This window comes from Paenibacillus sp. 11B, assembly GCF_030487755.1.
GTDB lineage: Bacteria > Bacillota > Bacilli > Paenibacillales > Paenibacillaceae > Paenibacillus > Paenibacillus vandeheii.
Genome location: NZ_JAUKNS010000002.1, coordinates 697,142 through 714,063, shown reverse-complemented (window position 1 = coordinate 714,063; position 16,922 = coordinate 697,142). Strand labels below are relative to the sequence as shown.

The 16,922-nt window shown below is 47.8% G+C and carries 13 protein-coding genes; 10 read left to right on the top strand and 3 right to left on the bottom strand.

Annotated features, from left to right (window positions below; genetic code table 11):
- The first annotated feature begins 13 nt into the window (after positions 1–13).
- Positions 14–2,446 carry a glycogen/starch/alpha-glucan phosphorylase gene (locus Q0V21_RS11535; protein WP_301878986.1) on the top strand — a complete coding sequence of 811 codons (2,433 nt, stop codon included), beginning with the start codon at positions 14–16 and terminating at the stop codon, positions 2,444–2,446.
- Between the two features lie 112 nt (positions 2,447–2,558).
- Here the strand turns inward: Q0V21_RS11535 and Q0V21_RS11530 are convergent, their stop codons facing one another.
- Positions 2,559–3,368 (bottom strand): CPBP family intramembrane glutamic endopeptidase, encoded by an 810-nt coding sequence (locus tag Q0V21_RS11530; protein WP_301878984.1) that lies wholly within the window; start codon positions 3,366–3,368, stop codon positions 2,559–2,561.
- 424 nt (positions 3,369–3,792) lie between these two features.
- Here Q0V21_RS11530 and Q0V21_RS11525 point away from each other — a divergent pair, with 424 nt between their 5' ends.
- From Q0V21_RS11525 to Q0V21_RS11485, 9 genes are all read left to right on the top strand, one after another.
- Positions 3,793–4,251 carry a VanZ family protein gene (locus Q0V21_RS11525; RefSeq protein WP_301878982.1) on the top strand — a complete coding sequence of 153 codons (459 nt, stop codon included), beginning with the start codon at positions 3,793–3,795 and terminating at the stop codon, positions 4,249–4,251.
- 141 nt (positions 4,252–4,392) lie between these two features.
- Positions 4,393–6,084 (top strand): glycoside hydrolase family 13 protein, encoded by a 1,692-nt coding sequence (locus Q0V21_RS11520; RefSeq protein ID WP_301878980.1) that lies wholly within the window; start codon positions 4,393–4,395, stop codon positions 6,082–6,084.
- An 89-nt stretch (positions 6,085–6,173) separates the two neighbouring features.
- A complete protein-coding gene (locus Q0V21_RS11515; protein ID WP_301878978.1) occupies positions 6,174–6,866 on the top strand; it encodes a metal-dependent hydrolase in 693 nt (230 codons plus the stop codon).
- Between the two features lie 238 nt (positions 6,867–7,104).
- Complete coding sequence (dctA, locus tag Q0V21_RS11510; protein WP_301878975.1) at positions 7,105–8,457, top strand: C4-dicarboxylate transporter DctA; 1,353 nt, start codon at positions 7,105–7,107, stop codon at positions 8,455–8,457.
- Between the two features lie 313 nt (positions 8,458–8,770).
- Positions 8,771–10,492: an alpha,alpha-phosphotrehalase gene (treC, locus tag Q0V21_RS11505; RefSeq protein ID WP_301878974.1), complete on the top strand. Its 1,722-nt coding sequence runs from the start codon at positions 8,771–8,773 to the stop codon at positions 10,490–10,492.
- Positions 10,493–10,521: 29 nt separating this feature from the next.
- On the top strand, positions 10,522–12,534 hold the full coding sequence (treP, locus tag Q0V21_RS11500; protein WP_301878973.1) for a PTS system trehalose-specific EIIBC component: 2,013 nt from the start codon (positions 10,522–10,524) through the stop codon (positions 12,532–12,534).
- A gap of 253 nt (positions 12,535–12,787) precedes the next feature.
- Positions 12,788–13,669 carry a chemotaxis protein gene (locus Q0V21_RS11495; protein ID WP_301878972.1) on the top strand — a complete coding sequence of 294 codons (882 nt, stop codon included), beginning with the start codon at positions 12,788–12,790 and terminating at the stop codon, positions 13,667–13,669.
- A 2-nt stretch (positions 13,670–13,671) separates the two neighbouring features.
- On the top strand, positions 13,672–13,935 hold the full coding sequence (locus Q0V21_RS11490; RefSeq protein ID WP_024631858.1) for a YkgJ family cysteine cluster protein: 264 nt from the start codon (positions 13,672–13,674) through the stop codon (positions 13,933–13,935).
- A 76-nt stretch (positions 13,936–14,011) separates the two neighbouring features.
- On the top strand, positions 14,012–14,215 hold the full coding sequence (locus tag Q0V21_RS11485; RefSeq protein ID WP_079344205.1) for a hypothetical protein: 204 nt from the start codon (positions 14,012–14,014) through the stop codon (positions 14,213–14,215).
- A 78-nt stretch (positions 14,216–14,293) separates the two neighbouring features.
- Here Q0V21_RS11485 and Q0V21_RS11480 read toward each other — a convergent pair whose 3' ends face one another.
- Together Q0V21_RS11480 and Q0V21_RS11475 are read right to left on the bottom strand one after the other, a co-directional pair.
- A complete protein-coding gene (locus Q0V21_RS11480) occupies positions 14,294–15,415 on the bottom strand; it encodes an AbrB family transcriptional regulator (RefSeq protein ID WP_301878971.1) in 1,122 nt (373 codons plus the stop codon).
- A 156-nt stretch (positions 15,416–15,571) separates the two neighbouring features.
- Positions 15,572–16,903: an MFS transporter gene (locus tag Q0V21_RS11475; RefSeq protein WP_301878970.1), complete on the bottom strand. Its 1,332-nt coding sequence runs from the start codon at positions 16,901–16,903 to the stop codon at positions 15,572–15,574.
- Positions 16,904–16,922: the final 19 nt, after the last annotated feature.

Here is a 16,922-nt window from a genome sequence, read left to right as displayed (position 1 = left end):
GAGGAACCTTCTTTTGTTTGACAACAAGGAAACGTTCAAGAGTATTTTTAGGCGGAATCTGGTCAGCAAATTGGGCAAACCGTTAGCAGAAGCGACGCAGGAGGATGTTTATCACGTACTTGGAAGCATGATTCGTGAATATGTGGGTCAGGATTGGGCGGCGTCGAATCAGGGGTTTAAGCAGCGCCAGGATAAACAGGTTTATTACTTCTCGCTGGAATTCCTGATTGGACGTCTGCTCGGCAACAACCTGCTAAATGTGAATGAACTGGAACTGGTTCGTGACAGTCTGGCTGAACTGGGCTTCTCTTTGGAAGATGTGGAGGAGCAGGAGGCGGATGCAGGTCTGGGTAACGGAGGTCTGGGACGACTCGCGGCCTGTTTCCTGGATTCATTGGCATCGCTCGGTTATGCAGGACATGGGTGTGGAATTCGATATAAATATGGCTTGTTTGAGCAAAAAATCATCAACGGCAATCAGGTGGAATTACCTGATAATTGGCTTGATAAGGGAAATGAATGGGAAGTCCGCCGTCCGGACAAAAAGGTAGAGGTACAATTCTGGGGCCGGGTGGAAGCCCATGAACAGGATGGACATTACCAATTTGTTACCAAGGATGCGGAATCCGTTGTAGCTGTGCCCTATGATGTACCCGTCATTGGTTATGGTCAGCCCCATGTAAACACATTACGGCTGTGGAGTGCGGAGCCGAAGCGGGAAACATCGCAGGATACCCCTTCGAACTATTACGGATATCTCGATTACAGTCGTTCGGTTGAATCCATTTCAGAGTTTTTGTACCCCGATGATTCCCAATACGAAGGTAAGCTGCTCCGATTGAAACAGCAGTACTTTATGTGTTCAGCAGGTGTACAGAGTGCCTTGCGTACGTTTAACAAATTAGAGCTTTCCTATGATCGGTTGCCGGATAAAGTGGCGTTCCATATCAATGACACCCACCCAACACTGGTCATTCCGGAGCTAATGCGGATTTTAATTGATGTCAAAGGCTATGGATGGGATGAAGCTTGGGATATCACAACCCGCACGGTATCATATACAAACCATACAACATTAAGTGAGGCGCTTGAAAAATGGCCTGTAGCCATGATCAGTAAGCTGCTGCCACGTATTTACATGATCATTGAAGAGATCAATAAACGATTCTGCGGCATGCTGCTCGAACGTTATCCAGGAGACCCGGATCGTATTCAGCACATGGCGATTGTTGCGAACGATCAGGTGCGGATGGCTCATCTAGCGATTGTGGGCAGTCATAGCGTCAACGGTGTGGCGGCTCTGCATACCGAGATATTGAAGGAACGGGAGATGGCGCCGTTCTATGCACTCTACCCGGAGCGATTCAACAACAAAACCAATGGCATCACTCATCGCCGCTGGTTGATGCATGCCAACCCGAACCTGTCGAATCTGATCACCAATACGATTGGCGGGAAGTGGATTACAGAGCCGGGAAGGCTGAATGAGTTGGTAGGAGCTGCGGATGATGCTTCATTCCAGCAGCAATTCCAATCCATCAAACGCCACAATAAGGAGCGGCTAGCTGCGTATATCCTGGATCATACAGGAACAGCTGTCAATCCGGATTCCATTTTTGATGTACAGGTGAAAAGGCTTCATGGTTACAAACGGCAGTTGCTGAACATTCTGCACGTCATGCATTTGTACAACCGGCTCAAGAGCGATGCTTCATTTGATATCGTGCCACGTACATTCATCTTTGGAGCAAAAGCAGCGCCAAGTTATTATTTTGCCAAGAAAATTATCAAGCTGATTAACACGGTGGCAGATACTGTAAATCGGGATGCGGCCGTGAACGATCGTTTGCAAGTGTTTTTTCTGGAAAACTATTCAGTCTCTCTTGCGGAGAAAATCATTCCGGCAGCGGACGTCAGTGAACAAATCTCGACTGCAGGTAAGGAAGCTTCCGGTACCGGTAACATGAAGTTTATGATGAACGGTGCATTAACCATCGGTACGATGGATGGTGCGAATGTCGAGATGGCAGAGCAGGTCGGGGAAGACAATATGTTTATCTTTGGTCTGCGGGCAGATGAAGTCCTTGAGTATTATCGTTCCGGCAGCTATCGACCGGGTGAGATTGTACAGCAGGATGAACGGATTCGCGAGGTGGTGGAGCAGTTGGTACATCCAGGTGCGTTCTGTGAACGTGACGGTGAATTCTGGGATATCTATGATTCCTTGCTGGCGCATGGCGACGAGTACTTTGTATTACGTGACTTTGCTGCCTATGCCGATGCCCATGCAGCCATTGATTCAGCATACCGCGATGTATCGGGCTGGACACGCAAGGCGGTGCTGAATACGGCTCAATCCGGCATTTTCTCCAGTGATCGCACCATCAGTGAATATGCGACGGATATCTGGGGCATTCATCCGGTATCTGGACACTGGAAAGGTTAAAGAATTATTGTTTAACAAAGAAACCCCCTTGTACACTAGGTTTGATCTCTGTTGGATTCATATACATTCATCAGAGAGCGCTCCTTGTTGTACAAGGGGACTTTTGTATGAATTAGCCGACTGGTCGTGACACGCTTTGGGCCGTATCGCGCCGCTTTTCACGACGGAGGATGATCGGAACCGTGATCACTGCAGCGATCACCAACAAGGGAGCTAGTAAACCAGCGATGGGTAACGCCGATGCGCCATTCGCTGAGAAAACGCTCAAGTCCCAGAACCCGTGCAGGAATATGGAGGCCACGAGAGAACCGGTAGACCGCCGGGCGAGATAGAAGATCGAACCGAGGCCGAAAGCGACCACTACCTGGAACAGGGCTCCCGCTCCGATGCCCCAGAACATGTTTGGCAGATGGAAGACTGCGAACATCGCTGTTGAGAGCAGCCAGACCCCGGTTTCGCCGAATCGGCTGCGCAGAGCAACGATCAACTGACCTCGGTTGATCATCTCTTCATTGAAGCCGACCATGATACTGCCAAAGATGAGATACAGCCACATGAGGGGCGAGACACGGGTGAAATCGCCGGTCAGCATGTTCACGATCGCGATGACCATCATAATGATGGGAAGAGTCATTGTCCATCGAGAAAGACGCCGTCTTTCAACCAGGCTAGGGCGCCACCATCCGTAGATCGTGACCATTGTGATGGTCAGCACGGCACCGCCGGACAGTGGTGCTATATACCAGAGAAGCAGGGTCCGTTCACTTTCACCCACTCGTGTGTAGTCGATGCCGTTGAGCAAGAAGATCGCGTAGAAGACTGCGCTGTAGAGGAAATAGGTGAGAACACCCCATCCTACGCGGGGACGAACCCGAAGGGCAGGATTCAATGATTCTTGCAGCTTGTCCCTATTGATTGACATTATAAACACTCCTACAATAAATTATTTTTTTCATTTGCTAAGTGACGAGGAACATATTTGAATTGCTCCCTCATATACAATTCTAGTAGACCAAGTTGAATAGAAGCTAAACAAATGGATGAAAACCAGCTAAATTTAGGCTGCTGTCATTTAGGTTCTGTTTAGGTAACTATGTTTTACGGTGATCAGGGTGATCATAGTCTTTTCTACTTTGGCTTACTGAACAATAGTCAGGAAATGACTATGATCAACTGGTTTCGGTGAAATTTGAAGAAGGTGATAGGAAGGGAAGGACCGGATTTTGAGGTGCCGGATGTAGGGAAGTGTATGGAAGTCTACCCCTGAGCAACTGGACATGAAGATCTATATCCCGGTAAAATAGACCTTACCGCTCCGCGGAAAAAAGGACGGAGGAATTCAGATAATGAACGAAGGCTCGTGGCTCCACTCCAGACGGATGCTCGCTATCGTTGCCTGCATGGCAGTGCTGTACATGTTGATTATGGGGAACTTGCTCTTTGTCAACGGGAGAACGCCTAGCGTGAATTATCAATATAATTTAGTACCATTAGAGACGATCAAGCCTCTACTTTTTGAAAGAGACAGATACCACACGGAAGCCTGGGTGAAGAACCTGTTTGGCAACATTGTCTTGTTCATCCCGCTTGGCATATGGATACCCTGGTTATTCCGCAGGTGCCGAAAGTTTTGGCCATTTACAGGGGTTGTCGTCTTACTTTTGTTCGCTGTTGAGGTTACACAATGGATTACCCGCCTGGGTTCGTTTGATGTCGATGACATTATGTTGAATACAGTGGGGGCCTGGATTGGATACATAGGGTTTGCCTTATTCCTATACTCACAGGGAAGGGCTCGAGATTGAACTGCAACTAGCGGTCAATGATCGGGTCTTTTTGTGTTCCTGCACCTTCTTGAGTCTTTCAAAGTGTTTATAAAAGGGGCATTTCGGATAAAACATACTAACGGGTTATATAGTAATGAAGAATGAAGTAATGAAGGCGAGGTGGGCAATATCGTTTGGTGGAAAGAGAGTGTGGTGTACCAGATCTATCCCAACAGCTTTAAAGATTCGGATGGGGACGGTTTGGGTGACTTGCAGGGGATATATGACAAGCTTGATTATTTGACTGGGCTTGGCGTGGATGTGATTTGGATCTGTCCAATCTACGATTCACCTGGTCATGATAACGGATATGATATCCGGGATTATTACTCTATATTACGCAAATATGGCACGATGGAGGATTTTGATCGTTTGCTGGCCGAGGCTCACAAGCGTGGTCTCAAGATCATGATGGATCTGGTGCTGAATCACACGTCGGATGAACACGCATGGTTTGCCGAGTCACGTTCATCGAAAGTGAATCCGAAACGGGATTATTATATTTGGCGCTCAGGCAAAAATGGCCAGGTTCCAAACAACTGGGAGTCCTATTTTGGGGGTTCAGTGTGGAAGCATGATCCTGAAACGAATGAATATTATTTGCATCTTTATTCTGAACACCAGCCCGACCTGAACTGGAACAATGCAAAGATGGCAGAAGAGATGTATGAGATGGTGCACTGGTGGTTGCAAAAAGGTGTGGATGGTTTCCGGTTCGATGCGGTGGCGCATATCGCCAAGGCAGAGGGGTTACCAAGCGCGCATAATCCGGATAATCTGCCAGTCGTTCCAGCGTACCAGCTGTTTTCCAATCTCGAACAGGTGCATTCGATTCTTAACAAACTCAACGACATGATCCTGAAGCCATACGGTCCAATGACCGTTGGAGAGACTTCGGGGCTTGGACCGGAACAGGCGCTGGCCTATGTTGGGACAGATCGGAATGAACTCAATATGGTGTTCCAGTTTGAGCATATGTTTGTGGACGCCCAATCGTCCGGAATCGGCAAATGGAACTATCGGGAGTGGAAGCTGCCCGAGCTGAAAGAAATTATGAGCCGCTGGCAAACCGTGCTGCATGACAGAGGCTGGAATGCCAATTATATGGGCAATCATGATCAGCCGCGCCCGGTATCCCGCTTCGGTGATGATGGAAGGTACAGGGTGCGATCTGCCCAGATGCTGGCTACATGGATGCTTACATTGGAAGGTACGCCGTACATTTATCAAGGAGAAGAGATCGGCATGACCAATGTCGTCTTCTCGGATATTGAGCAATACCGGGATATCGAGACGAAGAATTATTACAATCATTATATTGGTCAAGGTAAAGCCAAGCATGAAGTCATGCAGGCGATCTGGCGCAAGAGTCGGGATAATGCTCGTACGCCGATGCAGTGGGATGATACGGAGCATGCCGGATTCACCGATGGCCAGCCATGGATTCAGGTGAATGAGAATTATACCGAGATTAATGTGGCCGATGCCGAACGTGATCCACAGTCCATTTTACATTATTACCGCAGGCTGATTGCACTTCGCAAACAATATAAAGTGCTCATCTACGGGGCATATGAGCTGTTGCTGCCAGATGACCCTGATATCTATGCCTATACCCGAACACTGGATGATGAGCAGATATTGGTCATCCTGAATTTCCGTGAGCATGAGCCTGAGATGCACTGGCCGGAAGGCTGGCAAGCTGAGCGTGCCAAACTACTCATCAGCAATGCAAGCAAACGTTATTCCACTGATGAAGGTGCAATTCTCCTTCAGCCGTATGAAGCAAGAGTTTATCAAATGCAGCGATAAGAGTACAATTTTGCTTTGGCGAAGAGGTTTGATTTATAATAAATGTTGAAATCAATCGAAAAGAACACATATGTCAGGAGGACAACAAGTTGCTGAATATTACCTTCCACGGACACTCCAGTGTACAACTGGGAACAGAAGAGAAGTCGTTGATTATTGATCCTTTCCTGCGTGGCAATGAACTTGCTGTCACCAAACCGGAAGATATCAAGACCGATGCTGTTTTGCTGACACATGCCCATATGGATCACATTCTGGATGCTGAACCGATTGCCAAGTCCAATCATGCCAAGGTGGTTGCCATTGTCGAGCTGGCTACATATATGTCATGGAAAGGTCTGGACACCATAGGCATGAACATGGGTGGAACGGTGGATCTTGGTTTTGCCCAAGCCAAAATGATTCAGGCTTTCCATACATCCGGCATCGTGCTGGAAGAGGAACAACGGATCATGTACGCAGGATTGCCTGCAGGATATATTATTAACATAGGTGGAAAAACCATTTTGCATGCCGGGGATACTAGCTTGTTCGGTGATATGAAAATGATTGGTGATCGTCATGATATCGACGTAGCGTTCCTGCCTATTGGCGGACATTTCACCATGGGGCCGGAGGATGCACTTCAAGCCGCCGAGTGGTTCAATGCGAAGCTGACGATTCCGGTGCATTATGATACATTTCCGGTCATCCGTCAGGATGCGGAACGTTTTGTTCAGCAACTGGCTGAGAGAGGTCTGGAAGGTCGCGTGCTGGCACCAGGACAGTCCCTTACTCTCTAATGATCTCTTAAGCACTGTTCAATACTAAAAGAAGTAACAGCTAAAGACGAATATCACGTCAAGATAACTGACGTGATATTCGTCTTTTTTCGGTTTCAAGTTCAATTTTGACCTGAATAGTTGGTACGGATCACAAAAAAATGCAATTGGCATTGTTGAAAACCTTCCCCGAATGTTATAAAAAATTACACGGGAATCAACCGGAAATCCGAATTGACCGAAAACAGGGGGAGCGTTCATGTCATTTGTGAAATCATTATTTTTTCAAATTATTGTAGCGGTTATCATCGGAATTGGTGTAGGCATTCTGTGGCCTGATCTGGGCAGTCTGCTGCAGCCGCTCGGAACAGGTTTTATCAAGTTGATCAAAATGATCATTGCACCATTGATCTTTATGGTGATCGTGACAGGCATTGCCAAAATCGGTGATCTGAAGTCGGTTGGCCGCATTGGACTCAAAGCGATTCTGTGGTTTGAGATTGCAACGACGGTTGCGCTTGTCCTTGGACTTGGCACTGCCAATCTGCTTCGTCCTGGCGCGAGCATGAACGTGGACCCTTCGACTCTGGATACCAGCGGCATCGAAGCCAAAACCAATGGTTCCGAGCTGCCGCATGTGGTGGACTTTATTATGAATATTATCCCGACAAGTGTTGTCGATGCTTTTGCACAGAACGCATTGCTGCAAGTGCTGCTCGTTGCCTGTTTATTTGGGGTAGCTTTGGCGGCGACGGAGAGTAAGGCAAAAGAGAATGTGCTGACGTTGATTGAAAATGTACTGGGTATTCTGTTCCGCATAATCGGATACATCATGAAGCTGGCGCCAATCGGTGCTTTCGGAGCTATGGCTTATACGGTAGGAGCCTATGGTGCTTCCACACTGTCATCCTTCGGGTTGCTGATTATTGCATGTTATGGAGCGGCGTTGTTATTCCTGGTGATGCTTGCCCTGGCTGCCTGGTGGATTACAGGACTGAACTTTCTGCAATTTGTAAAATATACCCGCTCCGAAGTCATGCTGGCGATTGGCACAGGTTCCTCGGAAGTCGTTATGCCCCGAATGATGGACAAGCTGACCAAAGCAGGCTGTGATCGTGCGGTCGTCGGGCTCGTAGTTCCAACAGGCTATTCGTTCAATCTGGACGGAGCCTCGATCTACCTATCGCTGGCAACCGTGTTTCTGGCTCAGGCGGTTGGTATTGATCTAACACTGGGACAGGAGATTACGATTTTACTGGTATTAATGCTTAGCTCCAAGGGCATGGCAGGTGTGCCTGGCTCAGCGTTTCTTGCTTTATCTGCTACTGCGGCGGCCCTGAATGCCTTCCCGGTAGCTGCAGTTGCCTTACTGCTCGGTGCAGACCGCTTCATGGATACCATGCGAGTATTCACGAATTTGATGGGCAACTGTGTTGCGGCATTTGTAGTGGCAAAATGGGAAGGGTTGTTGGACCAAACACGTATGCGGGCTGTGCTCTCTGGAGAGATCAGTGCCGAAGAGCTGGAAAGAGAAGATCAAGCGTCCTTGTCCTCGGTGAATTTGAACAAAAGAGAACAGGGTAAAGGAATCATTTCGACAGAAATGCTGTAAAAAACAGGAAGTGAACGGGCTTTGCTTGAGATGTTAACTCAACTAATTTTTAAATCTGAATCGTCTGTTTACCCCCATGAAATGGTGGGGAGACAGACGTCTTTTTTTGTTTTGGATACAGATATCATGGAGTTCACGAACGTATGCGGCAAAATAATTGTTACAGAGGAATCATTAATGGGGAATGTGTAAAAGAGGCAAAACATAGCATATTTAAGTTTCAACTTGTATATACATGTTTAGTTATGTAATATATAAATGAAGTTAGGCCAAGAGAACCATATAAGCAATACAATTTATTGGAGGCGTTAACATGAGTTCAACGAACACAACTTCATCATCGTGGTGGAAAACCTCCACGGTGTATCAGGTATATCCCAAGAGCTTCAACGATACAACCGGATCGGGTACCGGAGACATACGGGGATTAACCGAAAAGCTGGATTATTTGCAGCATCTCGGTATTGATATCGTGTGGCTGCAGCCGGTATATGTATCTCCGCAGCATGATAACGGGTATGATGTAGCGGACTATTATCGGATTAATCCTGATTTTGGTACGATGGAGGATTTTGACGAACTGCTTAAAGGTCTGAAGGCACGTGACATGAAGCTGATGATTGATATCGTGGTGAATCACTCCTCTACGGATCATGAGTGGTTCCAGCAATCACGCTCATCCAAGGATAACCCTTATCGTGATTATTATATTTGGAAGGACCCTGCGCCGGACGGTGGTGTACCGAATAACTGGCAATCCAAGTTTGGCGGACCTGCGTGGCAGTATGATGAGCAGACAGGACAATATTTCCTGACGTTGTTTGACAAAACACAGGCTGACCTGAATTGGGAGAACGAGCAGGTACGCAAGGCAGTACGGGACATGATCAAGTTCTGGGCGGAGAAGGGTGTAGATGGTTTCCGCATGGACGTTATCAACCTGATCTCCAAGGACCAGCGTTTCCCTGATGATGATGGTAGCGTTTCCCCAGGCGACGGACGCAAGTTCTATACCGATGGCCCACGTGTGCATGAGTACATTACGGAGATGTATGAAGACGTGTTTGGACCACACAATATGGTAACAGTTGGGGAGATGTCCTCTACAACACTGGAGCACTGTATTAAATATTCGAACCCTGCTTCCCGGGAATTCTCGATGACGTTCAACTTCCACCATCTGAAAGTGGATTATCCGAACGGACAGAAGTGGGAGCTTATGCCTTACGATTTCGAAGCGATGAAGCAGCTGTTCAGTGAGTGGCAGACAGGCATGCAGGCCGGTGGTGGATGGAACGCGTTGTTCCTGAACAACCATGATCAACCCCGTGCGTTGTCTCGTTTCGCTGATGATGGCGATTATCGTGCTGAGAGTGCCAAAATGCTTGCTACAACCATTCATGGCATGCAGGGAACACCATACGTATACCAGGGCGAAGAGATCGGGATGCCGAATCCGGTCTGGAACGACGTTAGCGAGTTCCGTGATATTGAATCGACAAATATGTATCGACTGCTTCAGGAAGAACGAGGCAAATCTGCTGAGGAAGCATTCCAGATTGTGAGAGAGCGTTCCCGTGACAATTCCCGGACACCAATGCAGTGGGATGGAAGCGAAAATGCCGGATTTACTACAGGTACACCGTGGATCAAAGTGGATGAACGATATCCGTCGATTCATGTGGCCCAGCAAATGGCTGACCCGAATTCGATCTATTATCACTATCGCAAGCTGATTGCTCTGCGTAAACAGGTTTGTGTGCTGACTGATGGTCTGTATGAACGTTTGGACGAAGCACATCCGGATGTATTTGCATATGCGCGGACCAATGGAAGCGAGACGCTCATTGTAGTATCCAACTTCAGCAAGCGGGACGTATCTTTTGCTTTCTCGGATGCTGTCTGGAATGATCACATTGCGGGTAAATCAGCAGAGTTGCTGATTGGCAATACAGAAGCATCGCCTGCACTGGAGCAAGAAATCTCTCTTAGCCCGTATTCATCCTATATGTGGCTTGTACCGCAACAGGACTAATTCACATCATATAAATGGGAAGTGACAATATGGCAATGGATAAAAAACAGGTTGAGGAGATCGTACGAGCGGTCGGCGGCAAAGAAAATATTGAAGCTGCAACACATTGTGTCACACGCCTCCGGTTCGCCCTGTACGACGAAAGTAAAGTAGATACGGAAAGTCTGGAGCAGAACGATCTCGTCAAAGGCCAGTTCTCCTCTCAAGGACAATTCCAGGTGGTCATCGGACCTGGGCTTGTAGATAAAGTGTATGATGAAATGATTCAGATTACCGGAGGCGAACGCGCTTCCAAGGATGACGTGAAGGCTGTTGCGGGTAAAAAGCAAAACCCAATCCAGCGTGCGATCAAAACGTTATCGGACATCTTCATTCCGATCCTGCCAGCCATCATCACGGCCGGTCTCTTGCTCGGTATTAATAATATTTTGACAGGGCCGGGCATTTTCTTTGATGGAAAATCACTGGTGGATGTATATCCAGCATGGAAGGATCTTGCATCAATTATCAATACCATCGCGAGCACAGCCTTCACCTTCCTGCCAGCATTAATTGGTTGGTCCGCTGTAACAAGGTTCGGCGGCAGTCCATTGCTCGGGATTGTGCTTGGTCTGATTCTGGTTCATCCGGATCTGCTGAGTGCTTATGGTTACGCCAATGCAGTGAACGAAGGCACCGTGCCTACGTGGAATCTGTTCGGCTGGCATATTGAGAAGATCGGTTATCAAGGGCAGGTTCTGCCGGTATTGGTATCAGCCTATCTGCTTGCCAAGCTGGAGATTTTCCTGAACAAAAGGGTGCATGATTCGATCAAACTGTTGGTCGTTGCTCCTGTCACCTTATTGATTACCGGGTTCCTGGCATTTACAATCATTGGTCCGGTTACATTTGCGATTGCGAATGGAATTACATCCGGCTTGATCTATATTTACGATTCATACGCGGCTCTGGGCGGTCTGATCTACGGTGGACTGTACGCATTGCTCGTTATTACAGGCATGCACCATACGTTCCTGGCGGTAGACGTACAACTGATTGGTAGCCAGGGCGGAACGTTCCTGTGGCCGATGCTGGCGCTGTCCAATATCGCGCAAGGTTCAGCTGCACTTGCCATGATGCTCGTGCTTCGTGAGAAGAAGATGAGAGGACTTGCGGCGACTTCATCCGTGTCAGCTTTCCTCGGGGTAACCGAGCCGGCGATCTTCGGGGTGAATATCCGTTATCGTTATCCGTTTATCTTCGGTATGGTCGGTTCTGCGATTGGCGGCGTACTGCTCACGATAAACAATGTTCAGGCCACCTCTATTGGTGTAGGTGGCGTACCTGGATTCCTGTCGATTTTCCCGAACAAATGGGGAGTATTCTTCATCGGCATGGCGATTGTACTGGTTGTTCCGTTTGTACTGACGGTTCTTTTCGGAAGAGCGAAATTGAGAAAAGAAGACCGCAATGCAGATCAAGCTACTGTAGCAGGCAGTCAAACATCTACAGCTAATTCAGCGTCTAGCACAACTACAACAAATACAGATACAGAGCAACGTACACGCAGTGCTGCTCAGGTGGCGGATGAGCCAGTGAATACGCTGGAAATCATGGCACCCTTAACAGGTACAGCCGTTCCGCTTGAACAAGTACCTGATCCGGCGTTTGCAGAGAAACAAATGGGTGAAGGCGTCGCGATTGAGCCTTCCGGCAATCAGGTGGTTGCTCCGTTTGATGCCCAGGTTGCCCATGTGATCAAAAGCAAACATGCGGTCATTCTTGAACACGCGAGTGGCTTGCAGATTCTGATTCATGTCGGGATCAACACTGTATCTCTCAAAGGCGAAGGGTTTAACATGCATGTTGAAGCTGGAGAGAAGGTAAGAGCCGGACAAACGCTGCTTGAATTCGATCGTAAAGTGATTGAAGCTGCGGGATATCCGCTTATTACGCCAATCATTATTCCGGACGGTCAGGATATGGTTGAGCGGGTGGAGGTCACTACAGGTGATGTTACATCCAATCAGAACGGCGTGCTTAAGGTTCATTTGAAAGGCTAATTTACGAACAATGGGGGAGCTGCGAATATCGCAGCTTCTTTTTTCATCTTGAGATTCAGAATAAAAGCTGAACGCATACCACTTGTGTGGTATGACTCTTTATGCAGTTCTTTTTTTTATTTGTATCGTGGTAAACTGTAACTAGAATGTATGTGCAAAATCTCATGTTCACAGCGATCGGAAAGCATGTTCAGGTGAAGAAGTTCATATGGTTCAAAGAGAGTGGCTAGTCAATGGACGGAGGAGGAGAGCCATGACTCGTGTTGCGGTAATGGTCATTCATGGTCTGGGTATGCAAAAGGAAGATTATGCGGATACACTGATTTCGCGTTTGCATAAGGAATTGGATCAGGTTATGGTGTTGCCGGGAGCAGCCAAGCAGGTTCTCGATATTGAGCCGGTATTTTGGGCGGATGTATTTGAGGAACGGGAAGAGGCGCTGTTTCAGCAGCTTGTCAGCTCTCAGAGATTGAACTATCAAGTGCTGCGTCGATTTGTTATCCATTATCTGGCTGATGCTGTCGCGTATCAACCCGTGGAAAATCAAGGTCATAACTATGATGCGGTACATCGTACGCTGAATCGGGCGATGCATGCACTTGCACAGCGGAATGGGCCAGATGCTCCCCTCTGTATTATTGCTCATAGTCTGGGGGCAGTGATTGCAAGCAATTTCTTCTATGATCTGCAATATCCGTCTAGTCGCACACCTTCCATCGTGGATGTGACTTCCGCATTGGAACGGGGAGATACCTTAACGAACTTTTATTCCTTTGGAACAACGTTGCCGTTATGGAGCTTACGATACCATGATTTTAGCCGTCCAATTCAGGTGCCTTCGCCGCTGGCAGAGCAGTACTTCCCTGGGTTGGAAGGCGAGTGGATTAACTTTTATGATCGGGATGATATTCTGGGTTACCCGCTGCGCCCCATTGATCCGGCATATGAGGCGGCGGTCAAAGAAGACATGGAAATCAACTCTGGCGGTATAATCGGGAGCTGGAATCCGTTGAGTCATGGCGGGTATTTCTCGAATGGTACCATGAATCGGAGAATTGCACAGGGTTTGGCCCGGACGTGGACGTGGGTGAATCGTGGATCAGGTTCAATGCCAGATATGGGGGGAGGACAATAATTATGGAATGCAGGACAGGCTGTGCCGCATGCTGTATCGCGATTTCAATCTCATCGCCGATACCCGGGATGGCTGACGGCAAGCCGGCAGGTGTGCGTTGTGTACAGCTGACGGAGGACAATCGCTGTGGGATCTTTGGTCAGAAAGAGCGCCCCGCTGTATGCAGCGGATTACAGGCTTCGGAAGAAATGTGTGGCAGCACAGATCAGGAGGCTTTTGAACGATTGAGCTGGCTCGAACAGGAAACTGCACCAAGTTCAGCGTGACAGAGTTGTTTTGAGTGAAAAGGATAATTATACTTAATATGGAAGGGGTTTGAGATAAGAAAGGGGTATCGGATGAATGGAACTTGCCAAACGGTTTATAATGATCGTTGTGAATATGATTGGAGAACTGTGGATGGGATTCTACAGGCGAAACTCAGACTTCTATGACAAGCAGACATCAGGGGCAAAAAGCAAACTTGGCTATTATGCATTTATTATTGTAGCGGCCGCTGTAACCGTGGGCATTGTAAGCTGGATGTATAGTCGGGTTTATTCATAACTTGAGCAGACATATAAAAGAGAGTATCCGCAGGCTGGAAATCAGGCGGATACTCTCTTTTATATGTACACTTTCGTTTTACGCGACCGAAGAGCGGGTACTCGCTTCTTTTTTCCTCAACATACGCATGAGAATCATCTTTAGGAGCGAAGAAACGATAAAGAATATAAATAAGATGCGAAACAACTGATATCCAGACACAACCGAGAGGTTAGCATTGACTTCATGAGCCATGATGCTCATCTGATCCATTCCCCCAGGTGCCATGCTCAGCAATGATGTAGCGGCCGAGAGGGAGAATATCTTCATTAATATATAGCTCAAGCCAAGCGAACCTGCAATGAGGAGAACACTGCTCGTAATTGCGAGTGTTACGGTCTGCATCTTGCGTTGCAGCTGCTGAGGACGAAGCATCAGACCTACATGGCTGCCAATCATTAATTGCGAAATGTTAAGTAGGGATGACGGCAGATTGGGTGTGTGCATCGTTGTGCTTAATTGAATAACACACATCACGATCATGGGTCCAAGCATAAATGCGGTAGGAAACCGAAGCTTGCGTGCAATCCATGCACCAGCGATACAGAGCGGGGCATAGAGCAAGATTTCGGGAAAGAGCGCTGCCCATGTTGCTGTCTCGATAATAGGCTGATTCGTTCCCCCACCTGCCGTTCCCCCGATCCATGGACTGAACAGTAGGAACGGAACACAGAATACAATCATGATGAGCCGGGTTACCTGCAAAAAAGTAACGAGCGTCAGATTGATGGATTTCATCTCTTCCGCTAGGGAGACCATCTGGGACAGTCCGCCGGGAATGCTGCCAACCAGCAGGGAAGGAAAGTCAAAGTCTGTCAGTTTAGAAGCAACATAGGCGGTTAAGGTACATAATCCGATTAAGAGTAAGGTCATGAGCAGCATCATGGGAAGCTGGTGCAAAATGCCTTGAAGCGCTTCTGCCGTCAGTGTTAATCCGATGGAGTAACCGACGATTAGAATGCCATAGTCCCGAATGGAAGTGGGCCACAAGAGCGGCAGCTTGGCAATCTGTGAACCAATCAGCATAAAAATCATTGGTCCAAGAAGCCAAGGGATAGGGGTATGGATCGCTGTAAATATGAACCCGCCAAGGACAGAGACACCCAAACTCAGAAAAAACCGAAAGCCAACGTGGGAACCGAGTTTGTGGATCAGTTCCATCTGCGTCGTCTTTCGGCTGCATGGGGTAGATTGAAGTACATGTAAGATCACTCCTGATGATAAGATACAATGATTGATCCTTGAACGGTGATTGGCTCATTACGAAGCAGAACAGGAGAGCAGGTCGATCCCGCTATCCTGCTGAATTGTTGTCATTTATCTGTTCGCCGCAATTACACGGGCAGAAGGCTTCGGTTCTTTGAACATCATATAGTACATTAGCGATGAAATCACGTATAAACTGCCTGTAATGCTGAACGTGATTGCATAACCCCAATATGTGCCATAAGTGGTCACGAGGTAAGATTGTACTGGGCCCATGGTTGCCCATCCAATCATAAAGGCAGTCTGCATCAGAGAATTGGCGATTCCACGGCGTTTATCCGATACTCTGTCCACCAGAATGGCGGATTGAATCGGATTGGCCGCATTCATCAGTGCTTGTCTGAACAAGAAACTCACCGAAGCGATGAGCAGCAGATTCGTGAAGCCGGTTAACAGCAGGAAGGGCAGCGACATGACCTGGAAGATGACGACAGCCCGAACACTTCCCACCTTGGCCGCAAGTGTGGGTCCAATCAGCATCGATACAATGGTCATGATCTGACCCAATGAAATTAGCAGACTCATGGCACTTAAAGACACCGAAAAACGGTTGGTAAAATACAGATTGAGATAAGGCACAACCAGTCCGGAACCAAATCCGATCAATAATTGGGTGATGACAAATTGTCCAATCAAACGGGAATCTTTCTTTTGGCTAAGGATATCGTTCTTGCTGTCTTGTTCCGAAGAATGAACGACACTCTGTTTACCATCACTTGCAGATGGTGCAGATTCAGTGACAGGTTGCACCGGAGTATCCGCTTGCGGTGCCTTCTTATCCTCGGATACAAATAACATCGGGATAAACGCAACCAGCGTGGCTGCCCCACCCACAAACAAAACCGTTTGCAGACCCGTGACTTTGGCAAGTCCTGCCGTATGAAGCAGGTCTGCAAACACGCCGCCACCCAAGCTGCCAAGGACCTGAGAAGCAAGCACGAGGGAGGAATAATAGCTGAACATCTTTAGTCGTTGACTCTTCTTCACATTCTCAGCGAGGAAAGGAATGGCCAGTACCTGAAATACGCCAGCGAAAAGTCCCGAAAATACAGCAAACCAGATCAGTCCGCTGGCAGAATAATCGAAGGAACGGCCAATCAGGAAGATTCCGCTGAACAAAGCGCCGGTAATCAGGAGCCGCTTGCGGCTGAAAAAATCGCCGCATAGTCCGATGGGAACAAACATAATCGCTGTCGCAAGTGATTGTATACTTACAATCTGGCCGTTCATTGTATCATTGTAGCCGAGACCCTGAATGTACAGATTGTACAAGACAGAGAACATGCCATTTCCGATCTGATACAAGATACTTGCCAGAAAAAACAATTGAATATTGCGGGACCAGCCCCGAATTTCAGCTTGAATCTGTTGTAAAAGTCTCAAGTGGTTTCCCCCAGTCTGC

Bases quoted from the DNA above. Each gene is read 5' to 3' on its own strand.
- Q0V21_RS11530 (WP_301878984.1), bottom strand. From the start codon at position 3,368: ATGTCAATCAATAGGGACAAGCTGCAAGAATCATTGAATCCTGCCCTT.
- Q0V21_RS11525 (WP_301878982.1), top strand. From the start codon at position 3,793: ATGAACGAAGGCTCGTGGCTCCACTCCAGACGGATGCTCGCTATCGTT.
- dctA (WP_301878975.1), top strand. From the start codon at position 7,105: ATGTCATTTGTGAAATCATTATTTTTTCAAATTATTGTAGCGGTTATC.
- treC (WP_301878974.1), top strand. From the start codon at position 8,771: ATGAGTTCAACGAACACAACTTCATCATCGTGGTGGAAAACCTCCACG.
- treP (WP_301878973.1), top strand. From the start codon at position 10,522: ATGGCAATGGATAAAAAACAGGTTGAGGAGATCGTACGAGCGGTCGGC.
- Q0V21_RS11495 (WP_301878972.1), top strand. From the start codon at position 12,788: ATGACTCGTGTTGCGGTAATGGTCATTCATGGTCTGGGTATGCAAAAG.
- Q0V21_RS11490 (WP_024631858.1), top strand. From the start codon at position 13,672: ATGGAATGCAGGACAGGCTGTGCCGCATGCTGTATCGCGATTTCAATC.
- Q0V21_RS11485 (WP_079344205.1), top strand. From the start codon at position 14,012: ATGGAACTTGCCAAACGGTTTATAATGATCGTTGTGAATATGATTGGA.
- Q0V21_RS11480 (WP_301878971.1), bottom strand. From the start codon at position 15,415: ATGGAACTGATCCACAAACTCGGTTCCCACGTTGGCTTTCGGTTTTTT.